Annotated in this window: 25 protein-coding genes; 16 read left to right on the top strand and 9 right to left on the bottom strand. The window is 69.5% G+C overall.

Annotated features, from left to right (window positions below; all coding sequences use genetic code 11):
* Positions 1-3 precede the first annotated feature (3 nt).
* Both serB and P6897_RS06425 read left to right on the top strand, forming a co-directional pair.
* Positions 4-639, top strand: coding sequence for a phosphoserine phosphatase SerB (gene serB, locus P6897_RS06430; RefSeq protein ID WP_274177667.1), 636 nt, complete (start codon positions 4-6; stop codon positions 637-639).
* Between the two features lie 43 nt (positions 640-682).
* Complete coding sequence (locus P6897_RS06425; RefSeq protein ID WP_274177666.1) at positions 683-1,372, top strand: alpha/beta hydrolase; 690 nt, start codon at positions 683-685, stop codon at positions 1,370-1,372.
* Between the two features lie 14 nt (positions 1,373-1,386).
* Here the strand turns inward: P6897_RS06425 and P6897_RS06420 are convergent, their stop codons facing one another.
* Positions 1,387-2,097 (bottom strand): beta-ketoacyl-ACP reductase, encoded by a 711-nt coding sequence (locus P6897_RS06420; RefSeq protein ID WP_064956815.1) that lies wholly within the window; start codon positions 2,095-2,097, stop codon positions 1,387-1,389.
* Positions 2,098-2,200: 103 nt separating this feature from the next.
* On the opposite strand from P6897_RS06420, the gene P6897_RS06415 reads away from it, so the two are divergent.
* Genes P6897_RS06415 through P6897_RS06400 form a run of 4 tightly spaced genes read left to right on the top strand, consistent with a single transcriptional unit; the run spans position 2,201 to position 4,178 of the window.
* Positions 2,201-2,650, top strand: coding sequence for a DUF4190 domain-containing protein (locus P6897_RS06415; protein ID WP_240309659.1), 450 nt, complete (start codon positions 2,201-2,203; stop codon positions 2,648-2,650).
* Positions 2,651-2,692: 42 nt separating this feature from the next.
* Entirely contained in the window at positions 2,693-3,043 is a 351-nt protein-coding gene (locus P6897_RS06410) for a DUF3099 domain-containing protein (RefSeq protein WP_114587870.1), read from the top strand.
* Positions 3,040-3,255, top strand: coding sequence for a hypothetical protein (locus P6897_RS06405; RefSeq protein WP_112614068.1), 216 nt, complete (start codon positions 3,040-3,042; stop codon positions 3,253-3,255). The genes P6897_RS06410 and P6897_RS06405 overlap by 4 nt, the downstream gene beginning before the upstream one ends.
* Positions 3,252-4,178 carry an SURF1 family protein gene (locus P6897_RS06400; RefSeq protein ID WP_274177665.1) on the top strand — a complete coding sequence of 309 codons (927 nt, stop codon included), beginning with the start codon at positions 3,252-3,254 and terminating at the stop codon, positions 4,176-4,178. The genes P6897_RS06405 and P6897_RS06400 overlap by 4 nt, the downstream gene beginning before the upstream one ends.
* 53 nt (positions 4,179-4,231) lie before the next feature.
* Here P6897_RS06400 and abc-f read toward each other — a convergent pair whose 3' ends face one another.
* Positions 4,232-5,830, bottom strand: a complete 1,599-nt coding sequence (gene abc-f, locus P6897_RS06395; protein ID WP_112614064.1) for a ribosomal protection-like ABC-F family protein — start codon at positions 5,828-5,830, stop codon at positions 4,232-4,234.
* Positions 5,831-6,014: 184 nt separating this feature from the next.
* Between abc-f and P6897_RS06390 the strand changes: the two genes are divergently transcribed.
* From P6897_RS06390 to P6897_RS06370, 5 genes are read left to right on the top strand one after another with little or no spacing between them, the layout of a single operon-like run.
* Positions 6,015-7,055, top strand: coding sequence for an iron-siderophore ABC transporter substrate-binding protein (locus P6897_RS06390; RefSeq protein ID WP_282502401.1), 1,041 nt, complete (start codon positions 6,015-6,017; stop codon positions 7,053-7,055).
* A gap of 25 nt (positions 7,056-7,080) precedes the next feature.
* Entirely contained in the window at positions 7,081-8,133 is a 1,053-nt protein-coding gene (locus P6897_RS06385; protein WP_282502400.1) for an iron ABC transporter permease, read from the top strand.
* On the top strand, positions 8,130-9,176 hold the full coding sequence (locus P6897_RS06380; protein WP_269266565.1) for an iron chelate uptake ABC transporter family permease subunit: 1,047 nt from the start codon (positions 8,130-8,132) through the stop codon (positions 9,174-9,176). Before P6897_RS06385 ends, P6897_RS06380 begins: the two co-directional genes overlap by 4 nt.
* Complete coding sequence (locus tag P6897_RS06375; protein ID WP_274177663.1) at positions 9,173-9,994, top strand: ABC transporter ATP-binding protein; 822 nt, start codon at positions 9,173-9,175, stop codon at positions 9,992-9,994. The genes P6897_RS06380 and P6897_RS06375 overlap by 4 nt, the downstream gene beginning before the upstream one ends.
* The gene (locus tag P6897_RS06370) at positions 9,991-10,896 is read left to right on the top strand and encodes a siderophore-interacting protein (RefSeq protein ID WP_274177662.1); all 906 of its coding nucleotides are present in this window, start codon (positions 9,991-9,993) and stop codon (positions 10,894-10,896) included. Before P6897_RS06375 ends, P6897_RS06370 begins: the two co-directional genes overlap by 4 nt.
* Positions 10,897-10,920: 24 nt before the next feature.
* Here P6897_RS06370 and P6897_RS06365 read toward each other — a convergent pair whose 3' ends face one another.
* From P6897_RS06365 to sufB, 6 genes are all read right to left on the bottom strand, one after another.
* Positions 10,921-12,099 carry an aminotransferase class I/II-fold pyridoxal phosphate-dependent enzyme gene (locus P6897_RS06365; RefSeq protein WP_282502399.1) on the bottom strand — a complete coding sequence of 393 codons (1,179 nt, stop codon included), beginning with the start codon at positions 12,097-12,099 and terminating at the stop codon, positions 10,921-10,923.
* Between the two features lie 109 nt (positions 12,100-12,208).
* A complete protein-coding gene (locus tag P6897_RS06360) occupies positions 12,209-12,538 on the bottom strand; it encodes a metal-sulfur cluster assembly factor (RefSeq protein ID WP_023951434.1) in 330 nt (109 codons plus the stop codon).
* A 9-nt stretch (positions 12,539-12,547) separates the two neighbouring features.
* Entirely contained in the window at positions 12,548-13,318 is a 771-nt protein-coding gene (gene sufC, locus P6897_RS06355) for a Fe-S cluster assembly ATPase SufC (protein ID WP_112614050.1), read from the bottom strand.
* Positions 13,319-13,333: 15 nt separating this feature from the next.
* Entirely contained in the window at positions 13,334-13,663 is a 330-nt protein-coding gene (locus P6897_RS06350; RefSeq protein ID WP_112614048.1) for a non-heme iron oxygenase ferredoxin subunit, read from the bottom strand.
* On the bottom strand, positions 13,660-14,844 hold the full coding sequence (sufD, locus tag P6897_RS06345; protein WP_269266567.1) for a Fe-S cluster assembly protein SufD: 1,185 nt from the start codon (positions 14,842-14,844) through the stop codon (positions 13,660-13,662). Before sufD ends, P6897_RS06350 begins: the two co-directional genes overlap by 4 nt.
* A gap of 1 nt (position 14,845) precedes the next feature.
* A complete protein-coding gene (gene sufB / locus P6897_RS06340; protein WP_282502398.1) occupies positions 14,846-16,264 on the bottom strand; it encodes a Fe-S cluster assembly protein SufB in 1,419 nt (472 codons plus the stop codon).
* 245 nt (positions 16,265-16,509) lie between these two features.
* Here sufB and P6897_RS06335 point away from each other — a divergent pair, with 245 nt between their 5' ends.
* Entirely contained in the window at positions 16,510-17,478 is a 969-nt protein-coding gene (locus tag P6897_RS06335; protein ID WP_282502396.1) for a COX15/CtaA family protein, read from the top strand.
* Between the two features lie 79 nt (positions 17,479-17,557).
* Positions 17,558-18,034 (top strand): dinucleotide-utilizing enzyme, encoded by a 477-nt coding sequence (locus P6897_RS06330; RefSeq protein WP_112614042.1) that lies wholly within the window; start codon positions 17,558-17,560, stop codon positions 18,032-18,034.
* A gap of 279 nt (positions 18,035-18,313) precedes the next feature.
* Here the strand turns inward: P6897_RS06330 and P6897_RS06325 are convergent, their stop codons facing one another.
* Positions 18,314-19,246 carry a heme o synthase gene (locus P6897_RS06325; protein ID WP_112615075.1) on the bottom strand — a complete coding sequence of 311 codons (933 nt, stop codon included), beginning with the start codon at positions 19,244-19,246 and terminating at the stop codon, positions 18,314-18,316.
* Between the two features lie 222 nt (positions 19,247-19,468).
* On the opposite strand from P6897_RS06325, the gene tkt reads away from it, so the two are divergent.
* From tkt to P6897_RS06310, 3 genes are read left to right on the top strand one after another with little or no spacing between them, the layout of a single operon-like run.
* Positions 19,469-21,547: a transketolase gene (gene tkt, locus P6897_RS06320; RefSeq protein WP_112614040.1), complete on the top strand. Its 2,079-nt coding sequence runs from the start codon at positions 19,469-19,471 to the stop codon at positions 21,545-21,547.
* On the top strand, positions 21,544-22,650 hold the full coding sequence (gene tal, locus P6897_RS06315; protein ID WP_282502394.1) for a transaldolase: 1,107 nt from the start codon (positions 21,544-21,546) through the stop codon (positions 22,648-22,650). Before tkt ends, tal begins: the two co-directional genes overlap by 4 nt.
* Positions 22,647-24,266 carry a glucose-6-phosphate isomerase gene (locus P6897_RS06310; RefSeq protein WP_282502564.1) on the top strand — a complete coding sequence of 540 codons (1,620 nt, stop codon included), beginning with the start codon at positions 22,647-22,649 and terminating at the stop codon, positions 24,264-24,266. Before tal ends, P6897_RS06310 begins: the two co-directional genes overlap by 4 nt.
* Positions 24,267-24,274 lie beyond the last annotated feature (8 nt).

The following is a 24,274-nucleotide window of genomic DNA, read 5'->3' as shown; positions in this document are numbered from 1 at the left end:
GTCATGCCCCACGCGCGTTTCCTCGTCGTCTTCGATGCCGACTCGACCCTCCTGCGCAACGAGGTCATCGAGCTCATCGCCGACGAAGCAGGACGCGGCGCGGAGGTCGCCGCCGCGACGGAGGCGGCGATGCGCGGGGAGGTCGACTTCGCGTCGAGCCTGCGCTCACGCGTCGCACAGCTCGCGGGAGTGCCGCTCACGGCCTTCGAGCGGGTGCGGTCGCGCGTCGAGCCGACGCCGGGCGCGGCTGAGCTCATCGCCGCCATCCACGAGCGCGGCGGCGCTGCCGCTGTCGTCTCCGGGGGCTTCCACGAGGTGCTCGATCACATCGCTCCCGGGCTGGCGGTCGACCTGTGGCGCGCCAATCGGCTCGGCACCGACGGCGCGACGCTGGACGGCACGGTCGCGGGCACCATCGTCGACGCGGAGGCCAAAGCGGCGTCCCTGCGCGAATGGGCGGATGGTCACGAGGTCCCTCTCACCCGGACGATCGCCATCGGCGACGGGGCGAACGACCTGCGGATGATGGCGGCTGCCGGCCTCGGCGTCGCGTTCAACGCCAAGCCCGCGGTGCGCCGCCAGGCGGACGTCGTGGTCGGCCCGGTCGACCTGCGAGAGGTCATCCCGCTCCTCCCCTGAGACGAGGCTGTCGCGTGTCCGGGCCGAGCGCTACGGTCGGGTCATGCACGTGATCGTCATCCCGGGCCTCTGGCTCGACGCCTCGTCCTGGGACGATGTCGTCCCCGCCCTCCACGATGCCGGACACCACCCGCACGCCCTCACGATGCCCGGTGTCGGTGACACCGCCGGAGCGCCCTCGACGACGCTCCGCGACTGGGTCGACGCGGTGGTCGCCCGTATCGACGACCTCCCCGGCCAGCTCGCTCTCGTGGGGCACAGCGGTGGCGGGAACGTCGCGTGGGCGGCCGCTGACCGGCGCCCCGATCGCATCGCGCGGGTCGTCCTCGTCGACACTCTTCCGCCCGCGCCCGGCGCCGAGATCTCGGCGTTCCCGGTCGTCGACGGCGTCGTGCCGTTCCCCGGTTGGGAGTTCTTCGACGAACCGGATGTCGCCGACCTCGACGACGGCACGCGTGCCCGGTGGGCGGCTCGCACGCACCCGGTTCCGGCCGCGGTGCCGACCGACGCCGTCGAGCTGCGCGACGCCCGCCGACACGGCATCCCGGTGACTGTCCTGTCGGGCTCGGCCGACGAACCGGGAGTCCGCGAGATGCTGACGGCGTGGCCGCCGTTCCTCGAGGAGTTCGACGCTCTCGACGACGTCACGGTCGTCGAGCTCGGTTCAGGTCACTGGCCGCAGTTCTCGCAGCCCGACCGCCTCGGGCGCGAGATCGTCGCCGCGCTCATGTGACGCTCGACGGCGCGTCAGTGTCCCATTCCGAGGCCGCCGTCGACCGGGATGACAGCGCCGGAGATGTACGCCGCGTCATCCGAGGCGAGCCAGGCCACAGCCCCGGCCACCTCGGCAGACGAGCCGTAACGACCCGCCGGAATGCTGCGCTTGTACTCGGCCTGTGTTTCCTCGGGAAGAGCCGCCGTCATGTCGGTCTCGATGAACCCCGGCGCGACGACGTTCGCGGTGATGCCGCGCGCGCCGAGCTCTCGGGTGAGCGAACGGGCGAAGCCGACGAGCGCGGCCTTCGACGAGGAGTAGTTGATCTGCCCCGCCGAACCGAACAGCCCGACGACGCTCGAGATGAGGATGACGCGGCCCCACTTCGCCCGCAGCATGCCCTTCGAGGCGCGCTTGACGACACGGAAGGCGCCACCGAGGTTCGTCGCGACGACGGAGTCGAAGTCGTCCTCCGTCATACGCAGCAGAAGCGTGTCCTTCGTGATCCCGGCGTTCGCGACCACGACCTCCACGGGACCGAGTTCACTCTCCACCTGGGTGAACGCTGCGTCGATGGATGCCGCATCCGTCACGTCGGCACGAACCGTCAGCGCACCCTCGGGGCCTTCGCCCGACCGTGCCGTCACAGCGACGCGGTGACCGTCGGCGATGAAACGCTCCGCGATCGCGCGGCCGATGCCGCGGTTTCCTCCGGTGACGAGAACGACTCGGGACGTGGACATGCGACTCTCCTGTGTCTGCGGCGGGAACCCCGCAAGCCTAGCGGGAGCGTGCGCGAGGCTGACGACCGATAAGCTGGCGGCCCGACGTCGACGAGGAGCAGATGTGAGCGACCAGCCCCAGCCGCAGCAGCCGTACCCCGCGCCCGGACAGCCCGCCTCCGGCGCGCCGGTCCCGCCCCCGGCGCCGCCGTACGCCACCCCGCCCCAGCAGCAGGCGTACCAGCCGGCGGGGTATCCGCCCCCGGCGTACGGCCACGGCGGTTACCAGCCGCAGAAGACGAACACGCTCGCGATCGTGTCGATGATCGCCTCGATCGTGGGCTTCATCTGGCTGCTCCCGGTCATCGGGTCGGTCGCCGGTGTGATCATGGGCCACATCTCGCTGTCGCAGATCAAGCGGACCAACGAGAACGGGCGAGGAATGGCGTTGGCCGGCCTCATCGTCGGCTATGCGGGCCTCGCTCTCGCGATCGTCGGCATCATCATCGTCGCGTCGTTCATCGGCTGGGCCATCGAGCAGGACAGCTACACCAGTTACTCGTCGAGCTTCTGAGCCCGGCCGCACCACTCACCGCGGGCGTATCCTTGATGCACCGTGAAGCATCAGACCGCCACACCGTCGGCGACCTCGCTCCCGCGAGCCCCGCACGACGACTCGAACCGTCGCATGACGAAGTACTTCATCATGATGGCGGTGCGCGTGGTGTGCTTCGTCCTCATGGTCGTCATCGCCCCCTACGGCTGGCACACGGCCGCCCTCGCGGTCGGTGCGATCTTCCTCCCCTACTTCGCGGTGGTCATCGCGAACGTCGGCGACGACGTGCGCGAACCCGCGGCCGTCTCACCCCTCGCGGCGCTGCCCGAGCGCCCGGAGGAGTCGCCGAGCAAGCCGCAGGAACCCGCGAAGCCGACCGTGATCGAGATCCGGGAGTCGCGGCCGGAGTGAACGACATCGAGTGCTCCCGCGCCGGATGCCGCGCGTCGGCACGGTGGCGGGTCATCTGGCGCAATCCCCGCATCCATACCGCCGACCGGCGGAAGATCTGGGTGGCCTGCGACGACCACGTCGCATACCTGAGAGAGTTCGTCGCCGCACGCGACTTCCCCGTGAGCGTGGAGCGTCTCGTCGTCGACAACAGCGAAGCAGGTGGGTCGTGAGAGGCAAGACCGCTGTGCGCTGGACGGGCTATGTCGCCGTCGCCGTGGCTTTCGCGATCGCCTGCGCCTACCTGTCGAACTGGCAGTTCACGCGCAACGAAGAGCGCAGCGCTCAGCTCGAGCTCGTCGAGCGGAACTACGACGCCGACCCCGCGCCGCTGTCCGACATCCTGCCGTCAGGCGCGGAGCTCGACCCGGCGGACGAGTGGCACCCCGTGGAGCTGATCGGCCAGTACCGCGCCGACGATCAGGTGCTCGTTCGCAACCGCCCGCACGGGGGCACATCGGCCTTCGAGGTCCTCGTGCCGTTCGAGACGACGGACGGTCGCATCTTCGTCGTCGATCGCGGCTGGGTTCCACCGGCGTCCGACAGCCCCGTGCCGGCCGCGATAGCCGCACCGCCCTCGGGCACGGTGACGGTGGTGGCCCGGCTGAAGCCCGCCGAAGCCGCCCCCACCTCGGGGCGCTCGGCGCCCGACGGCCAGGTCCCGACGATCAACGTCGACCTCGTCGCCGGAGAAGCGGGCCTCGCCGGCGATGTCGTGACGTCGGCGTACGGGCTCCTCGTCTCCGAGGACCCCGCCCCCGCCGACAGCCTCGGAGCCATGCCGAGCCCGTCCGAGGATCCGGGACCGCACCTGTCGTATGCGATCCAGTGGATCCTGTTCGCGATCATGGGCTTCGTCTTCATCTGGTACATGATCCGCACCGAGCGCCGTCACCGGCGTGAAGACGAAGAGGATGCCGCAGCCGCCGCCGCGCTCACCGCCCCGGTCTCCGAGGAATCACCGGCGCCTGCCGGCACGGCATCCGGTCCGCACGAGTCGTCGGTCGTCCCGCCCAGCCTGCGTCGCCGTCGCGACACCAAGCGCGACCGCGACATGGAGGACGAGGACGCGATCCTCGACTCGTCGCGCAGCTGATCGCGCGGCCCGGTCGGCTCAGGCCCGGCCAGGCCAGGTCAGGTCAGGTCAGGTCAGGCCAGGGTGATGAGCTCGAGGTAGTCGCGTCCCCAGATGTCCTCGACGCCGTCGGGCAGGATCAGCACTCGCTCGGGGTTGAGGGCCTCCACCGCGCCCTCGTCATGCGACACCAGCACGACAGCGCCCTCGTAGTGCGCGAGCGCTCCGAGGATCTCGTCGCGTGAGGCGGGGTCGAGGTTGTTCGTCGGCTCGTCGAGCAACAGCATGTTCGCCGACGAGACGACGAGGGTCGCGAGCGAGAGCCGTGTCTTCTCTCCGCCGGAGAGCACACCCGCGGGCTTGAGCACGTCGTCTCCGGTGAACAGGAACGACCCGAGCACCTTGCGCGCCTCGGTCTCGGTGATGTCCGGCGCCGCGGACATCATGTTCTGCAGCACGGACCGCGCCACATCGAGGTTCTCGTGCTCCTGCGCGTAGTAGCCGATACGAAGCCCATGCCCCGGCTCCAGCACTCCGGTATCGGGCTGATCGACGCCCGCGAGGATGCGCAGCAGCGTCGTCTTGCCGGCACCGTTGAGCCCCAGCACGACCACCTTCGAGCCGCGGTCGATCGCGAGATCGACGTCGGTGAAGATCTCGAGCGACCCGTAGGACTTGGACAGCCCTGACGCCATCAGCGGCGTCTTGCCGCACGGGGCGGGCTTGGGGAAGCGCAGCTTCGCGACGCGGTCCTCCTGGCGCACCTCGTCGAGACCGGAGAGCAGCTTCTCAGCGCGTGCCACCATCTGGTGCGCCGCGGCGGCCTTGCTCGCCTTCGCACCGAACCGGGCCGCCTGCTGCTGCAGTGCGGTGGCCTTCTTCTCGGCGTTCGCACGCTCCTTCTTGCGGCGCTCCTCGTCGGCGACCCGCTGGCGCAGGTAGTTCTTCCAGTTCATGTTGTAGACGTCGATGACCTGGCGCATGGCGTCGAGGTAGAAGACGCGGTTGACGGTCTCGCCGACCAGCTCCACATCGTGGCTGATGACGATCAGTCCGCCCTTGTATCCCTTGAGGAACTCGCGCAGCCAGACCACGCTGTCTGCGTCGAGGTGGTTCGTGGGCTCGTCGAGGATCATCGTCTGCGCGTCCGAGAACAGGATGCGGGCGAGTTCGATGCGTCGCCGCTGCCCACCGGACAGGGTCTTCAGCGGCTGGTCGAGGATCCGATCCGGCAGCGACAGGTTGTGGGCGATGGATGCCGCTTCGGCCTCGGCTGCATAGCCGCCGAGCGCCTCGAAACGCTCCATGAGGTTGCCGTAACGGCGCATGGCTTTTCCCGCCACGGCTTCGTCTTCGGAACCCATCTCGAGCGACGCGCTCTGCATCTCCACCGCGATCGTGCCGAGGCCGCGCGCGTCGAGGATGCGCGTGCGTGCGAGCATCTCCGGGTCACCCGATCGGGGGTCCTGCGGGAGGTAGCCGAGCTCGCCCGAACGTTCGACCTTGCCGTCACTCGGCAAGAGGTCACCGGCGAGCACCTTGGTGAGAGTGGTCTTGCCCGCGCCGTTGCGCCCGACGAGTCCGATCTTGTCGCCGTCGGAGACGCGGAAGGACACGTCCGCCATCAGCGTGCGCGCGCCCACGCGGATTTCGAGGTCGTGCACGGCGAGCACAGCGAACGTCCAATCGTCAGGAACAGGGAGGTCGGCCGAACGGCCAGCCTCTCATCCTACTCGGTGTCAGCGCTCCGCTCCGCGGGTCCCCTGACCTTCAGGGCGACTGCAGCGGATTGGCGGGATCGGCATGGCGGACGTAAAGTAAGCCTGCCCTTACTCACCTCTCCTCTTGGAGGCCCCTGTGCCCCGCATCCGCACAGCCGCCGCAGCCCTGATCGCAGCCACGCTGCTCCTCGCCGGCTGCGGTTCGACCGCCGCTCCCGACTCGGCACCCGCCGCCTCCGGTGACGCATCGTCCGACGCCTTCCCCGTCACGATCGGCCACGCGTTCGGTCAGACCACGATCGAGAGCAAGCCGACGCGCGTTGCGACCGTCTCATGGGGAAACCAGGAGGCCGCGCTCGCCCTGGGCGTCGTCCCGGTCGGCATGCCCGCCGTCACCTGGGGCGACGATGACGGCGACGGGATCCTCCCCTGGGTGGAGGACAAGCTCGACGAGCTCGGCGGCGAGACTCCCGTGCTCTTCGACGAGGCCGAGGGCATCGACTTCGAAGCCGTCGCGGACACGCAGCCCGACGTCATCCTCGCGGCCTACTCGGGTCTGACGCAGGACGACTACGACACCCTGACCAAGATCGCGCCGGTCGTCGCGTACCCCGACATCGCGTGGGGCACCAGCTGGCAGGAGCTCACCGTCATGAACGGTACGGCGCTCGGCCTCAAGGACGAGGCGGAGGCGCTCGTCGACGAGCTCACGGCGCACCTGGACGAGCTGACGGGCGCCTACCCCGACATCGCCGGCAAGACGACGCTCTTCAGCTCCTTCGACGCGACCGACCTCAGCCAGATCGGCTTCTACTCGACCGCCGACCCGCGGCCCCTCTTCCTCGAAGACCTGGGGCTCACGCCGGCCGCGACCGTTACTGAGCAGTCCCAGGGCACCGACCAGTTCTGGATCACCAACAGCACGGAGGAGATCGAGCGGTTCTCCGACCTCCAGGTGCTCGTGACCTACGGCGACGATTCCACGCTGGCCGCCATGCAGGCCGATCCGCTGCTGTCGCGGATCCCCGCCGTCGCCTCGGGAGCCGTGGTCGTGCTGCCCGCGGCGAACGACCCGCTCGCCGCGGCGGCCAACCCCAGCCCCCTCTCGATCACCGACCCACTGACGTCGACGTACGTCGACATGATCGGCGCGGCGGCCGCGAAGGCGACCTCGTGACCGCAGTCGATCCTCGTCGGATGCCGTGAGCGTCACGACCGTGACGACGGCCCCCGCCGCCGTGAGCGCGCCCCCGCGGCGCCGCTCCCGGCGGCGGCGGGTCGTCTGGCTCATCGTTCTCGCTCTGCTCGTCCTCGCGGCCGGCATCGTCTCGGTGACCTTCGGAACGCGAGCGGTCAGTTTCGACGACATCGTCGCCGGGCTCAGCGGAAGCATCGAGAGCACCTCCGCGGCCGCGGTCGCCAAGCGCGTTCCGCGCACCGTGCTCGCTCTCGTCGTCGGAGCCGCCCTCGCCGTATCGGGCGCCGTGATGCAGGGAGTCACGCGCAACCCCCTCGCCGACCCGCAGATTCTCGGCATCAACGGCGGTGCGTCGCTCGCGGTCGTCATCGGGCTCGCGTTCTTCGGCGTCACCGGCGCGTTCGGCTACATCTGGCTCGCGATGATCGGCGCGGCGATCGCGGCGGTCTTCGTCTACACGATCGGCTCGCTGGGCCGGGGCGGCGCGAGCCCCCTCAAGCTCGCCCTCGCCGGAGCCGCCACAGCAGTCGCCTTCAGCTCCCTGATCAGCGCCATCCTCCTCCCCCGCATCGACGTCATGAGTGTCTTCCGGTTCTGGCAGATCGGCGGCGTCGGCGGTGCCACCGTCGAGAAGATCCTGCTCGTGCTCCCCTTCCTCGCCGTCGGCATGGTGATCTGTCTCGCGGCCAGTGCCGCGCTCAACTCCCTCTCGCTCGGCGACGAGCTCGCCGCGGGCCTGGGCGAGCGTGTGCGCACCGTACGTCTGATCGCCGCGCTCGGCGCCGTCATCCTGTGCGGCGCGGCGACCGCCGTCGCCGGCCCCATCGGCTTCGTCGGGCTGATCGTGCCCCACATCTGCCGCCTGCTCGTCGGTCCGGACCATCGGTGGCTCCTGCCCGTCTCAGCTCTCGTCGGCGGGGGCCTTCTGATCGTCGCCGACGTCGTCGGCCGTGTGATCGCCCGGCCTCAGGAAGTCGAGGTCGGGATCGTGACCGCGCTCATCGGCGCTCCTTTCTTCATCGCGATCGTCCGCCGACAGAAGATGCGCGCGCTGTGACCGCCGCCGCTCCCCGCACGACAGTCGACATCGTCGTCTCCGGCCGCGCCCGCCGCGCCTGGCGCCGACGCATCGTCCTCGGCTCCCTGCTGACGGCCGTCGTGGTCATGTACGCGGTCTCGCTCATGGTCGGTCAGACCTTCTACACTCCCGCCGAGGTGTGGGGCGTCATCACCGGCCAGACCGTCCCCGGCGCTTCGTTCACCGTCGGCGAGCTGCGACTGCCCCGAGCCACCGTCGCTCTCCTCACCGGCCTGTGCTTCGGCATGGGCGGCGCGGTGTTCCAGACGATGCTGCGCAATCCGCTCGCCAGCCCCGACATCATCGGCGTCAACGCGGGTGCGAGCGCGGCCGCCGTGGTCGGCATCGTCTTCCTCTCGCTCAGCGAGACCGGCATCTCCCTGCTCGCCACCGTCGCCGCCCTCGTGACGGCACTGATGATCTACCTGCTCGCTTTCAAGGACGGCGGGGCCGGGGCTCGCTTCATCCTCATCGGAATCGGCGTCGCGGCGATCTTCAACAGCGTCGTGTCCTACGTGCTCTCGCGCGCGGCGGAGTGGGACCTGCAGGCGGCGATGCGGTGGATCACGGGCAACCTCAACGGCGCCTCCTGGGACCAGGCCATCCCCCTGGCCCTCACGATGATCGTGGTCGTCCCGGCCCTGCTCTGGCTGACCCGCGATCTCGAACTCATGCGACTCGGCGACGACACCGCGGCAGCACTCGGCGTTCCCGTCGAACGCCGTCGCGTCCTGCTGATCATCGCCGCGGTTGCGCTCCTCGCCTTCGCGACCGCCGCCGCCGGCCCGATCTCGTTCGTCGCATTCCTCTCCGGCCCGATCGCCGCACGGATGCTCGGGCCCGTCGGCTCCCCCGTCTTGGCCGCCGGACTCTTCGGGTCGCTGCTCGTCCTCGTCGCCGATCTCACGGCGCAGTACCTGCTCGGAATCCGTCTGCCCGTCGGAGTCGTCACCGGGGTGCTGGGCGCCCCCTATCTCATCTTCCTGCTCATCCGCAGCAGCCGCTCAGGAGGCTCACTATGACCGCGGACCGCTCACTCGAAGCACGCGGCGTGCGCCTCGGCTACGGCGACCGCATCATCGTCGACGAGCTCGACCTCGTCGTACCCGGGGGCCGCGTCACCGCGATCGTCGGCGCCAACGCGTGCGGCAAGTCGACGCTGCTGAAGTCGATGGCACGCCTGCTCACCCCCCGCACCGGCAGTGTGCTGCTCGACGGCAAAGACATCCACCGGCTGCCCACGAAACAGGTGGCCCGCGATCTGGGTCTGCTGCCGCAGTCGCCGATCGCGCCGGAAGGCATCTCGGTCTCCGACCTCGTGAGCCGCGGACGAACCCCGCACCACGGGCCCCTGGCGCGGTGGACGCGCACGGACGACGAGGCAGTGGCCCGGGCCCTCGACGCCACCGACACCGCCGCCATCGCCGATCGCTCCGTCGACGAGCTGTCGGGCGGCCAGCGTCAGCGCGTCTGGATAGCGATGGCCCTGGCGCAGCAGACCGATGTGCTCCTGCTCGACGAGCCCACGACGTTCCTCGATGTGAGCCACCAGATCGACGTCCTGGACCTTCTCACCGACCTCAACCGCAGCCGCGGGACGACGATCGTGATGGTCCTGCACGACCTGAACCTCGCGGCGCGGTACGCCGACCACCTCGTCGCCATGGCCGGTGGACGCCTCTACGGTGCCGGAGATCCCACCGAGGTCTTGACGGCCGAGACCGTGCGCGCGGTCTTCGGGCTCGACAGTCGCGTCATCCCCGACCCGCTCACGGGGCGGCCGCTCGTGCTGCCGATCGGCCGTCACCACGTGCCTGCAGAGCTGATTGGAAAACCATGACTCGTCCCGCACTCGACTTCTTCCGCGTATCCGTCGCGGCGATCACCGACCTGACCCCCAGCTTCCGCCGGTTCACCTTCCGCGGCGAAGACCTGGCCGAGTACGGTGATCCGGGCTTCGACCAGCGGGTGAAGATCCTCTTCCCCACAGACACCGCGTCGATCGACACGATGCCCACGGGCCCCGACTGGTACGAGGGGTGGCGCGCCCTCTCCCCCGACGCCCGCCCCGTGATGCGGACGTACACGACGCGCGCCGTCCGCCCCACCGTGCAAGAAGTCGACATCGACATGGTCGCCCACGACGTCCTCGGGCCGGCGTCGGCATGGATCGCGAACGCACGCGTCGGCGACGAAGTGCTCATCCTGGCGCCGACGACCACGCACGTCGGAGTGAGCTACGGGATCGATTTCGTTCCGCCGGCGGATACCGACGCGATCCTGCTCGCCGGCGACGAGACAGCAGCGCCTGCGATCGCGACGATCCTGGAGCAGTTGCCGCTCGACGCTCGCGGCACCGTGGTGCTCGAGGTCCCCACGGTGGCTGATATCGACTACCTCCCCCACCACCCCGGGTTCGAGCGTCGCATCGCCGCGCGCAGTGATGACGGCGAACGTCACGCGCATCTGATCCCGGCGGTGGAAGACACCGCTGCGCGCCTCGCCCCCGCGGGCATCGGCGCCGAAGTGGAGGAGATCGACATCGACGCCGACATCCTGTGGGAGGTGCCGCGTACGGCGAAGGGCGGCGCCGCCCTGAAACGCGCGCCGCTGTACGCCTGGCTCGCGGGAGAGGCATCCGCGATCAAGACGCTGCGACGCCACCTGGTCGGCACCGTCGGGGTCGACCGCCGAGCCGTCGCCTTCATGGGCTACTGGCGTCTCGGGCGCTCCGAGAACTGACGACGCGCGTGCGGCGCCACCGATTCAGCCGCGGGTGAGCACCGTCTGACGCGCGAACGCACCGACACGGCTGACGGCGTCTCGCAGTACGTCGGGCCCACAGCCGAAGTTCAGGCGCACGTGCCCGATGCCCTCCGTACCGAAGAACGGGCCGTGGTGGAGGGCGACACGGGAACCTTCTCGGATCGGGTCGGCTGGATCATCGCCCCAGCCGTACGCCGACACGTCGATCCACGCGAGGAATCCCGCGTCGGGGATGCGAAAGCGCGCCAGCGGAAGGTGCTCGGTCAGCAGCTCGCCCAACAGCCGCCGGTTGACATCGAGGCGCGCGAGCAGGCCGTCGAGCCAGGCATCGGATTCCGGCGAGAAGGCGGCGATCGCTGCGAGCGCGCCGAAGAGACCCGTGCGCCACTCCACCTCCCAGGGCAGTCCCCGAACGACGTCAGCGTTCGTCTCGGATGCCGTCACGAGCACGGCGCATTTCAGCCCAGCGAGGTTGTAGGCCTTCGACGCGCTCGTGACCGCGAAGCCGACGGCGGCGGCTTCCGGCGATGCTGTGAGGAACGGGGTGAAGACGACGTCGGCTGCCGCGAGGGGACCGTGGATCTCGTCGCTGATCACGACGGCGCCGTACCGGTGCGCGAGGATCGCGAGCGCACGGAGCGATTCCAGCGAGTGCACGGTTCCCGTGGGGTTGTGCGGATTGCAGAGCAGAACGGCCCGCGCGCCCCCGGCGAGGGCTCGCTCGATGCCGTCGAGGTCGAGCTCCCAGGCCGTGCCGGTGTCGACGAGGGGCACCTCTTCGACGATGGCGCCCGCCTCGGCCACCGTGTCGAAGAACGGCGGATACACCGGAGGGTTGACGACGACGCGATCGCCCGGCGAGACCGTGGCGCGCAGGAGCTCGACGACGCCCATCATGACGTCCCCGGTCCAGCGGACCCGGCTCGGGTCGACCGTCCATCCCCATCGCCGCTGGGCGAACCCGACGAACGCCTCCGCGATACCGGGCTGCGGAGGCGTATAACCGGTGTCACCGATCTCCACCGCGTCGCGCAGAGCCTGCGTGATGGGCTCCGCGAGCGCGAAATCGGTCTCCGCGACGAACATCGGGATGACGTCGTGCGGGTACGATCGCCATTTCGTGCTCGACCGTCGCCGCAGCGTCTCGAGCGGGAGGGCGTCGAGGGGCTGGATGCTCATTCGGCGAGCCTAGTCGCGGGTCCGGGCGCGCCGCCGGCAGGTGTCGCCGCATGACGAAAGCCCCCGTCTCCGCCGTCCGGCGGCCACGGGGGCTTGTCTGCGGAAGTCGTCAGATCGCGAAACCGAGGGCGCGCATCATGTCGCGGCCATCGTCCGTGATGCGCTCGGGGCCCCACGGCGGCATCCACACCCAGTTGATGCGGAAACGGTCCACGACGTTGTCGAGAGCCTGAGCCGTCTGCTCCTCCAGCACGTCCGTCAGCGGGCAGCCCGCCGAGGTCAGCGTCATGTGGATGATGAGGGCGTCGTTCTCGTCGTCCCACGCGAGGTCGTAGATGAGGCCCAGGTCGACGACATTGATCCCCAGCTCGGGATCCATGACGTCCTTGAGAGCCTCGGTGACCTCGTCGTACTTCTCGGGCGCGAGTGTTGCGGTCATGTAACGATCTTACGCGTCGACGGGGGTGTCGGCGTCGAGGAAGCGGTCGTAGCCCTCTTCCTCGAGTCGGTCGGCGAGCTCGGGGCCGCCCTCCTCGACGATCCGTCCCTTGACCATGACGTGGACGAACTGCGGCTGGATGTAGCGCAGGATGCGGGTGTAGTGCGTGATCAGCAGCACGCCCAGGTCGGTGTCGGCCTTCGCGCGGTTCACACCTTCCGAGACGATCTTGAGCGCGTCGACGTCGAGGCCGGAGTCGGTCTCATCGAGCACCGCGATCTTCGGCTTGAGCAGCTCGAGCTGGAGGATCTCGTGGCGCTTCTTCTCGCCGCCCGAGAACCCTTCGTTGACGTTGCGCTGCGCGAACTTCGGGTCCATGCGCAGGTTGGCCATCGCCTGCTTGACATCCTTGGTCCACGAGCGGATCGCCGGAGCCTCGCCCGCGACGGCCGTCTTGGCCGTGCGGAGGAAGTTGGTGACCGTGATGCCGGGCACCTCGACCGGGTACTGCATCGCGAGGAAGAGGCCCGCGCGGGCGCGCTCGTCGACGGACATCTCGAGGACGTCCTCGCCGTCGAGCGAGATCGAGCCGCCGGTCACGGTGTACTTGGGGTGTCCGGCGATCGCGTAGGCGAGCGTCGACTTTCCGGAGCCGTTGGGCCCCATGATCGCGTGGGTCTCGCCCGTGCGCACCGTGAGGGTGACACCGTTGAGGATCGGGGTGGCCCCCGCCTCGGTCTCGACCGTCACGTGCAGGTCGCGGATCTCGAGAACAGACATGTCGGGTTCCTTACTTCACTTCACATCGCGGGTCACGGCGGGGTCGATGAGGATGTCATCCCCGTCGATCGTGACCTCGTAAACGGGGACCGGCTCGTAGGCCGGAAGATTCAGGGGCTGGCCGGTGCGCAGCGAGAATGCCGAGCCGTGCGCCCAGCACTCCAGCGTGTCGCCCTCCACGAAGCCCTCGGCGAGCGAGATGTCGCCGTGGGTGCAGGTGTCGCCGATCGCGTGCACCTCGCCGTTGGCGTCGAGGACGACGGCCATGGGGACCTTGTCGATGACGACGCGCACCGCCGTGTCCTGCTCCAGCTCGCTGAGCTTCAGGACCTTCTGCGCGGTCACGCGCCGGCTCCGGCTGCGAGCTCGGCCTCGATGGCCTGCAGCAGCTCGTCCGCAAGCTCGTCCACGCCCATCTTCTGGACGATCTCGGCGAGGAATCCGAGCACGACCAGGCGGCGCGCCTCGGCCTCGGGGATGCCGCGCGCCTGCAGGTAGAACAGCTGCTGGTCGTCGAACCGGCCGGTCGCGCTCGCGTGACCCGCGCCCTGGATGTCGCCGGTCTCGATCTCGAGGTTCGGGATCGAGTCGGCACGCGCGCCATCGGTGAGGACGAGGTTGCGGTTCGCCTCGTAGGAGTCGGTGCCCACGGCGTCGGGGCCGATCAGCACGTCGCCGATCCAGACGCTGTGAGCACTCTCGCCCTGCAGCGCACCCTTGTACAGGACGTCGCCGACGGTCTGGGGGCCCTTGTGGTGGAGGTACACCTGGCTCTCGAGGTGCTGCCCCGAGTCGGCGAACGACAGACCGTACATCCGCCCCTCGGCCCCGGAACCGGCGAGTTCGAGCGACGGGTTCACGCGGACCACCGCGCCACCGAGGCTCACCACGACGTGGGTGAGCGAGGCGTCCCGGTCGACGCGGGCCTGGTGCGCCGCGGCGTGGACAGCGTCGTCGTCCCAGCGCTGCAGCGACACGACCGTGAGGGCTGAGCCGTCGCGAGCGATGATCTCGACGTTCTGCGCGTGGGCGGCGGTCCCCTCGTGGCGGAGGATGACGGTGCCCCGCGCGTTCGGCATGGCTTCGATCACGACGTGCGCGTGGGCCAGGCCGCCGTTGCCGCGGAGGCTGACCACGACCGGCTCATTCAGCTCGACGCCTGCGGGGATCCGCAGCAGCGGCGCCTCGGCCTCTTGCGACCACGCGATGGCGCTCGGCAGGTCCTCGGGACGGAAGACCTCGCCGCGGGGCGCATCGCCGACGCGGAGCCGGGCCTGCTCGACCTCGGCCGGCGCGGTCACCTCGACCGAGACGACGCCGGTCGGGCCGGCCTCGTCGACCAGCAGCGGGGCCAACCGGTCGATGGGGGTGTGCTTCCAGTTGACCTCGCGGCCCGTCGGGGCGCCGAAATCGGCCGGGTCGTACGACGACGGCCGCTCGGAACGCGTCTGGACGGGCACGAATGCCGCTGCAGGGTCGATGTGGCCCTTCTCGCCGGTGGCGGGGGCCTGGGTGACGCTGGTCATATCAGCCGACGCTGCCTTCCATGCCCATCTCGATGAGCTTGTTGAGTTCGAGGGCGTACTCCATCGGGAGCTCGCGCGCGATCGGCTCGATGAAGCCGCGCACGATCATGGCCATCGCCTCGTCCTCGGGCATACCGCGGCTCATGAGGTAGAACAGCTGCTCCTCGGACACCTTCGACACGGTGGCCTCGTGCCCGAGCTGGACGTCGTCGACGCGGATGTCGATCGCGGGGTACGTGTCGGACCGCGAGATGGTGTCGACGAGCAGGGCGTCGCAGCGCACGGTGTTGGCCGAGTGATGCGCGTTCGCGTCGACCCGGACCTCTCCGCGGTAGCCGGCTCGGCCGCCGCCGCGCGCGATCGACTTCGAGACGATCGACGACTGGGTGTAGGGCGCCATGTGGATCATCTTGGCGCCGGCGTCCTGATGCTGACCGGGACCGGCGAAGGCGACCGACAGGGTCTCGCCCTTCGCGTGCTCGCCCATGAGGTAGATCGACGGGTACTTCATCGTCACCTTGGAGCCGATGTTGCCGTCGACCCACTCCATCGTCGCGCCTTCGTGGGCGACGGCGCGCTTGGTGACGAGGTTGTACACGTTGTTCGACCAGTTCTGGATCGTCGTGTAGCGAACGCGGGCGTTCTTCTTCACGATGATCTCCACCACGGCCGAGTGCAGCGAGTCGCTCTTGTAGATCGGCGCGGTGCATCCCTCGATGTAGTGGACGTAGCTGTCCTCATCGGCGATGATCAGCGTCCGCTCGAACTGCCCCATGTTCTCGGTGTTGATCCGGAAGTACGCCTGCAGCGGGATCTCGACGTGGACGCCCTTGGGGACGTAGACGAACGAGCCGCCCGACCACACGGCGGTGTTGAGCGCCGCGAACTTGTTGTCGCCTGCGGGGATGACGGTGCCGAAGTACTCCTCGAAGAACTCGGGGTGCTCCCGCAGCGCCGTGTCGGTGTCCATGAAGATGACGCCCTGCGCCTCGAGGTCCTCGCGGATCTGGTGGTAGACGACCTCGGACTCGTACTGGGCGGCGACGCCGGCGACGAGACGCTGCCGCTCGGCCTCGGGGATGCCGAGCTTCTCGTACGTCTCGCGGATCTCCTCGGGGAGGTCCTCCCACGACTGCGCCTGCTTCTCGGTCGAGCGCACGAAGTACTTGATGTTGTCGAAGTCGATGTCGCTGAGGTCAGCACCCCACGTGGGCATCGGCTTGCGGCCGAACAGCTGATAGCCCTTCAGACGCGTCCTCAGCATCCACTCCGGCTCGTTCTTGAGGGCCGAGATCCCGCGGACCACGTCCTCGTTGATGCCGCGTTGCGCGACAGCGCCCGCGGCATCCGTGTCGTGCCAGCCGAACTCGTACACCCCCAGGCCTTCGAGTTCCGGTCGGTCGATCAGCACATCCGACATGACTTTCCTCCTCTTCGCACCGCAACGGTGTCATCCGTCCCGGCATTCCCGACTCCGACGGGAGTCACGTGGACGGGGATGCCGATTCGCGGGCCTGATGGACGCGGATGCCGCGCCTAGACTATGAGGGACGACGTGCACACGCGCCGCCATCCCGAACACACCCGATTCTACAGGCAACGCCCCCATCCGCGGGCCTGCCCGGAACGTACGAGGCGCGAATCGAGCGCCCCCGGAGGAGTCCGATGTCACTGGTCCGAACCCGCCCCGGACTCGTCGCGACGATCATGCCGACCGCCATCACGCGATGGACGCGCATCATGGGATGGCTGCTCGTCATCACGAACATCGGCATCGTCGGCACCGGCGGCCTCGTCCGGCTCACCGGATCGGGCATGGGGTGCGAGACGTGGCCGTACTGCACGGAGGGCTCGCTCACCCCGACGCCCGAGATGGGCATCCACGGTCTCATCGAATTCGGCAACCGCACCCTCACCGGCGTGCTCGTCATCGTCGCCCTGCTCGCTTTCCTCTCCGTCGTCCGCCTTCGCGCGACGCGACGCGAGCTGCCCGTCCTGAGCTTCCTGGTCGGCCTCGGGATCATCGTGCAGGCCGTCGTGGGCGGCATCACGGTCTGGCTTCACCTCCACCCGAGCATCGTCGGGCTCCACTACCTCATCTCGGCGGCGCTTGTCGCGCTGGCGACAGCGTTCCTCGTGCGCGTCTATGCGACGCCCGGCCCGCGCGCGCGGATCGTGCCGCGGGCGTACGCCATCACCACGCACGTGACGACGCTCGCGGTGACCGTGACGGTCGTCGTCGGCATCCTCCTCACCGGAGCGGGGCCCCACGCCGGTGACGACGCCGCCGCCCGCAACGGCCTCGACCCGATCTTCTGGCAGCACGTGCACAGCTGGCCCGCATACATCACCCTCGTGCTGACGCTCGTCCTCGTGTCGGGCGCCATCCGGCTCCCCCGCACGACCGGCTTGCAGCGCTGGACGGGCCTCTTGCTCGGCATCGAGCTGCTGCAGATCGCGGTCGGCCTGTGGCAGGCGCGCACGGGCCTGCCGATCGCGCTCGTGAACATCCACATGGTGCTCGCCGTGGCCCTCGTAGCCGCGATGGTCGCCGTCGTGATGTCGCTGAAGGCTCCGCTGTCGAGCGTGGCGCCCGCGACCGAACGAGAGGTCGCGCACACAGAAGCCTCATAGGCTTCGGAAGGGGCACGCAGAGGTCGATCCCCCAGAGTGTTCGAGGCCGCCGACAGCGGTCGCGACACGAAGGAGCACCATGAGCGTTCACCCCCGCATTGTCCGCAGCATCCCGTTCTGGATCCTCGTTGCCGGATCGGTTGCCGCGATCGGCGGTGGCACCTACGTCCTGGTCGAGAAGCTCAGCCACATGGAGGCGACCATTCTCGACAACACCGCCACGGGTGTCGACGTCTACGTCGGCCAGATCTGGGGCGTGTTCGGCGGCATCCTCCTCGGCGCCGGCGTCGTCGGTCTGGCTCTGGCCCTCGCCACCGCGGCGCTGAGCTCGGTCTTCCCGCGGGAGCCGCGCCGCACCGCCGGAGAGCAGGATCGGCATGCAGCTGTGCCCGCCTCGGAGCATGTCATCTCGGAGCCCGTGGTCTCGGAGCGCGCGGCCTCGGAGCCGGCGGTCTCGACCGAGACGACCGCGGTTTCGGCCGCAGACACGACGGCGCCCGACCCGGCCACGACCTCGACCCTGGAGTCGCCGTCCAACGACCCGCAGCAGCGCTGACCCGCGCCGCCACACCCTCAGAACGGCCGTCCTCCGCGGCACTCGGGCTTCCCGGGTGAGGAGGGCGGCCGTTCTGCGCGCGCCAGCACTCGGGTCGACCCCAACCGGGTTCACCTGGCAGCTCGCGCCCCCACCCATGCGCTGAGGGGGCGCCCCTGCCAAGTGAGCCCAGCGACCCCGGGCCTGCAGATCCAGGTGGCAGCTCGCGCCCCTACCCACGCGCCGAAGGGGCCCCACCTGTCAAGTGAGCCCAGTGAGCCCAGCCGCGCGGGTGCGGCCTCAGAAGGGCAGCAGCGGGTCGACCGCGATGGCCACGAAGACCAGCGTCAGGTAGGTGATCGAGGCGTGGAACACGCGCATGGGGCGAGCCTGCTCGCCGCGGACGGCGCGGTTGTACAGACGGTGCGACTCGTAGAGGAACCACCCGCCGAAGACGATCGCCGAGACGGTGTACACGAGCCCCATCGGCGCCACCGGGATGAGCAGCAGCGAGCACGCGACGGTCGCCCACGCGTAGAGGATGACCTGAAGGCCGACCTGCGACCCGTTGCGGGTTGCGCCCAGCATGGGCACGTCGACCTCGTCGTAGTCGTTCTTGTACTTCATCGACAGCGGCCAGTAGTGCGGCGGCGTCCAGAGGAAGACGAGAACGAACAGGATGAGCGCCGCCCACGAGAGCGAGCCGGTCACGGCCGACCATCCGATCACGACCGGGAAACAACCCGCGATGCCGCCCCAGACGATGTTCTGCTCCGTGCGGCGCTTCAGGATCATCGTGTAGATCACGACGTAGAAGAAGATGGCGAAGACGCTGAGGGATGCCGCGACCCAGTTCGTCGTCACGGCGAGCCACACCGTGGATGCCACCGCGAGCGTCCACGCGAAGATCAACGCGCCGCGGGCCGAGACCTCGCCCGTCACGATGGGCCGGTTCTCGGTGCGCTTCATGTGCGCGTCGATGTCGCGGTCCAGGTACATGTTGAACGCGGCGGCGGACCCGGCGCTCATCGCGCCTCCGACGACCGTCGCGAGCACGAGCCAGAGATTCGGAAGACCGCCGGCCGCGAGGATCATGACCGGCACCGTCGTCACGAGCAGCAGCTCGAGCACGCGGGGCTTCGTGAGCGCGACATACGCGCGGACGGTCGCACCGAACGACGTGCCACGAGAGGTGTCGACGGAGGCCGAACCGGCAGTCGTCGTGATGTCCATCGCTCCCCGCATCTCACCGCTGTGAACCTGTCCAGTCTAGGGCATCCGCCGAGGAGGGCCTCCGCGGGGCCGCCCTATCACGACTGTCACATGACGACGTGCGCGCCCCGGCCGTCTGGCGTCCTCGCTATGCTGAGGTCATACGCGCGCCGGCGCCGAACCCCTCCCTTCCTGACTGCGGAGCGGCATGCGCAGGCGCTGCCTCTCGAGAAAGGCGACCGAGTGTCGGAACTTCGTTGGGACGAGATCGATCGGCGCGCGGTGGACACCGCCCGCGTCCTGGCCGCGGATGCGGTGGAGAAGGTGGGCAACGGCCACCCGGGTACGGCCATGAGCCTCGCCCCCGCCGCCTACCTCCTGTATCAGCGCGTGCTGCGGCACGACCCCACGGACACCGACTGGCTCGGGCGCGACCGCTTCATCCTGTCGGCGGGTCACTCCTCCCTCACGCAGTACGTGCAGCTCTACCTCGGCGGCTTCGGTCTCGAGCTCGATGATCTGAAGGCGTTGCGCACCTGGGGCTCACTGACCCCGGGACACCCCGAGTACGGCCACACCAAGGGCGTCGAGATCACGACCGGCCCGCTCGGCCAGGGCCTCGCCACCTCAGTCGGCTTCGCCTACGCGGCTCGCTACGAGCGCGGTCTGTTCGACCCCGAGGCGCCGGCCGGCACCTCGCCGTTCGACCACTTCATCTACGTCATCGCGAGCGACGGCGACATCCAGGAGGGCATCACGGCCGAGGCCGGATCGCTTGCCGGACACCAGCAGCTCGGCAACCTGATCGCGATCTACGACGCGAACCAGATCTCGATCGAGGACGACACGAACGTCGCCTTCACCGAGGATGTCGCAGCGCGCTACGAGGCCTACGGCTGGCACGTGCAGACGGTCGACTGGAAGAGCACGGGCGAATACGTCGAAGACGTCGCCGCCCTCTACTCCGCGATCGAGGCGGCGAAGGGCGAGACCGACAAGCCCTCCCTCATCGTCCTCAAGACGATCATCGGCTGGCCGGCTCCCGGCAAGCAGAACACCGGCAAGATCCACGGCTCCGCGCTCGGCGCCGACGAGCTCGCCGCCACGAAGAAGGTGCTCGGGTTCGACCCCGAGAAGAGCTTCGAGGTCGCCGACGACGTCATCAGCCACACCCGTTCCCTCGCCGAGCGCGCCGCAGCCGAGCGCGCCGAATGGCAGAAGTCGTTCGACGCCTGGGCCGAGGCCAACCCCGAGCGCAAGGCGCTGCTCGATCGCCTCGAGTCCGGCGAGCTGCCGGCCGACGTGTCGGTCCCCGCGTTCGAGGCGGGCAAGGCCGTGTCGACCCGCGCCGCGAGCGGTCAGGTCATCAACGCGCTCGCCGACCAGCTCCCCGAGCTCTGGGGCGGATCCGCCGACCTCGCCGAGTCGAACCTGACGACGATCAAGTCGGGCAAGAGCTTCATCCCCACCGAGTGGTCCACGCACGAGTGGTCGGGCGACCCGTACGGCCGCGTCCTGCACTTCGGCATCCGCGAGCACGCGATGGGCGCGATCGTCAACGGCATCGTCCTGCACGGCAAGACGCGCGCCTTCGGCGGCACCTTCCTCATCTTCAGCGACTACATGCGCCCCGCGGTGCGCCTGGCCGCCCTGATGAACATCCCGTCGATCTACGTGTGGACGCACGACTCCATCGCCCTCGGCGAGGACGGCCCGACGCACCAGCCGATCGAGCAGATCTCGTCGCTGCGACTCATCCCCAACTTCACGGTCGTCCGTCCGGCCGACGCCAACGAGACGGCGGCCGCGTGGCACGAGCTGCTGCGCCGCCAGGCCGGCCCCGCGGGCATCGCCCTGACGCGACAGAACATCCCGGTGTTCCCGCGCGGTGAGGACGGCTTCGCAACCACGGACGGCGTGGCGAAGGGCGCGTACGTGCTCATCGATGCCGAGGGCGGCCAGCCGGACGTCATCATCATCGCCACCGGTTCCGAGGTGCAGCTGGCTGTCGAAGCGCGCGAGGCTCTCGCCGCCGACGGCATCCAGGCCCGCGTCGTCTCGGCCCCCGCGCTCGAATGGTTCGCCGAGCAGGACGAGGCGTACCGCGAGTCGGTGCTGCCCGCAGCCGTCCGTGCGCGCGTCTCCGTCGAGGCCGGTGCCACCCCGCTGTGGCGCTCCATCGTCGGCGACACCGGACGCTCGGTCGGCATCGACCACTTCGGCGCTTCGGCCGACTACCAGACCCTGTTCGAGAAGTTCGGAATCACCACCGAGGCCGTCGTCGCGGCCGCCCGCGCAACCGTTGAGGAGAACAACGCATGAGCACGCCCACCCAGGACCTCTCCGACGCCGGCGTCAGCATCTGGCTCGACGACCTGTCGCGTCAGCGCATCACCACCGGCAACCTGCAGGAGCTCATCGACACCCGCAACGTCGTCGGCGTGACGACGAACCCCTCGATCTTCCAGGCCGCCATCAGCGCGGGCGTCGGCTACGAGGAGGCCATCGAGGCGCAGGCCAAGGCCGGAGCCTCCACCGACGACACGATCTTCGAGCTGACGACGACGGACGTGCGCAACGCGTCCGACATCTTCCGCCCGATCTTCGACCAGACGGGCGGCGTCGACGGTCGCGTGTCGATCGAGGTCTCCCCCGACCTCGCGCACGACACCGACGCCACCATCGCCGAGGCCAAGAAGCTTGCCGCCGCGGTCGACCGCCCGAACGTCCTGATCAAGATTCCCGCGACCAAGGCCGGCCTGCCCGCGATCACCGAGGTCATCGCCGCCGGCATCAGCGTCAACGTCACGCTGATCTTCTCGCTCGAGCGCTACAGCGAGGTCATCGACGCCTACCTCGCCGGCCTGGAACGCGCCCGCGAGGCGGGCATCGACCTCGGTGGCATCCACTCGGTCGCGTCGTTCTTCGTCTCGCGTGTGGACACCGAGGTCGACAAGCGCCTCACGGCGATCGGATCGGATGCCGCGAACGAGCTGAAGTCGCTCGCCGGTGTCGCCAACGCGCGCCTGGCTTACGAGCTCTTCGAGAAGAAGTTCGCCGAGCAGCGCGCCCAGGACCTCGTCGCCGCCGGCGCGAACCTGCAGCGTCCGCTGTGGGCCTCGACCGGTGTCAAGGACCCCGCGCTGCCGGACACCCTCTACGTCACCGAGCTCGTCGCCCCCGGCACCGTCAACACGATGCCCGAGAAGACCCTCGAGGCGACCTTCGACCACGGTGTGATCTCCGGCGACACCGTCACCGGAGCCTACGAGGCCGCGCACAAGGTCTTCGCCGACCTCGCCGAGGTGGGAATCGACCTCGAAGACGTCACCCAGTTGCTGGAGGACGAGGGCGTCGACAAGTTCATCGCGTCGTGGCACGACCTGCAGGGCACGGTGACGGAGGCTCTGGAGAGCGCCCGTTGAGCTTCGAGATCCACGTCTCGGGGCATGTCTCCGACGTCGTCGAGAAGACCGTGCCCCGGCTCGTGGCCGATCTGGTGGCGAGCGGCATCACCGCCGGTGACGCCGACCTGTGGGGTCCTGATGCCGCCGCCGAGGCGTCCCACCGACTCGGCTGGGTGCAGGCCGTCACCGTGTCGCGTCCGCTCGTCGCCGAGATCGAGGCGCTGCGCTCCGAGCTCCTCGGCCGGGGTATCACGCGCGTCGTGCTGGCCGGGATGGGTGGCTCGTCGCTCGCTCCCGAGGTCATCGCCCGCACGCACGGTGTGCCGCTGACGATCCTCGACTCCACCGCCCCCGGGCAGGTCCTGGCGGCCATCGACGGCGACCCGGAGACAGGCGGTCTCGCCGAGACCGTCCTCGTCGTCTCGTCGAAGTCGGGTTCGACGGTCGAGACCGATTCGGCGCGTCGCGCCTTCGCTGCTGCGTGGAGCGATCTCGGTATCGATCCGGCCGATCGCATCGTCGTCGTCACCGACCCGGGCTCTCCGCTCGAGCACGAGGCGCGCGAAGCGGGACACCGGGTGTTCACCGCCGACCCGACGGTCGGAGGGCGCTATTCGGCGCTCACGGCCTTCGGCCTCGTGCCGGCGGGATTGGCGGGGGCCGACATCGGGCAGCTGCTCGACGAAGCCGACGCGACCCTGCTCGAAGTGGCCGTGGACGACCCGCGCAACCCCGCTCTCGTGCTCGCCGCGGCGATCGCGGGCGGCGAACCGCGCCGCGACAAGCTGGCCCTCATCAGCGACGGGACCCACATCGTGGGACTCCCCGATTGGATCGAGCAGCTGGTCGCCGAATCGACCGGGAAGGCCGGCACCGGCATCCTGCCCGTCGTCGCCACCCCGCTCTCCCCCGAGCTCGACCTCCTTCCCGATGACCTGCAGGTCGTGCGACTCGTCGGCGACGCGGTCCACTTCCAGATCCTCGAGCAGCACCCCGGCGAGGTGCTCGTCAGCGGTTCCCTGGGCGCTCAGTTCCTGGTGTGGGAGTACGCCACAGCGATCGCCGGTCGCCTGCTCGGGATCAACCCCTTCGACCAGCCCGACGTCGAGGCTGCGAAGACCGCCGCGCGTGGCCTGCTCGATGCGCAGCCCGCGTCGACCGCGCCGCTGTTCGTCGAGGACGGCGTCGAAGTGCGGGTGTCCGATCCCGCCCTCGCGGCGGATCGCACGCTCGCGGGGGTCCTCGCGAATCTGTGGCGGGTCGTCCCGGCCGACGGATACGTCGCCGTCCAGGCCTATGTCGATCGCACCGCCGTGCCGCAGCTGGCCGGCGTGCGCGAACTGATCGCCGCCGACTCCGGCCGCCCCACCACGTTCGGGTGGGGACCGCGGTTCCTGCACTCGACCGGTCAGTACCACAAGGGCGGCCCCGCGAACGGCGTGTTCGTCCAGATCACCGAGCGCACGGACGTCGACCTCGAGATTCCGGGTCGTCCCTTCACGTTCGGCCGTCTGATCGAAGCGCAGGCCTCCGGCGACGCCGCGGTCCTCGCCGAGCGCGGCCGCCCCGTCGTGACGCTCACCCTGACGGACCCCGCGACCGAGGTCCTCACCCTTTTCGAAGCCGCCCAGTAGGAAGACCC

Origin of the sequence: Microbacterium sp. BDGP8 (assembly GCF_029991045.1) — a bacterium.
Taxonomy (GTDB): Bacteria; Actinomycetota; Actinomycetes; order Actinomycetales; family Microbacteriaceae; genus Microbacterium; species Microbacterium plantarum.
This window is presented reverse-complemented; position numbering and strand designations above follow the sequence as displayed.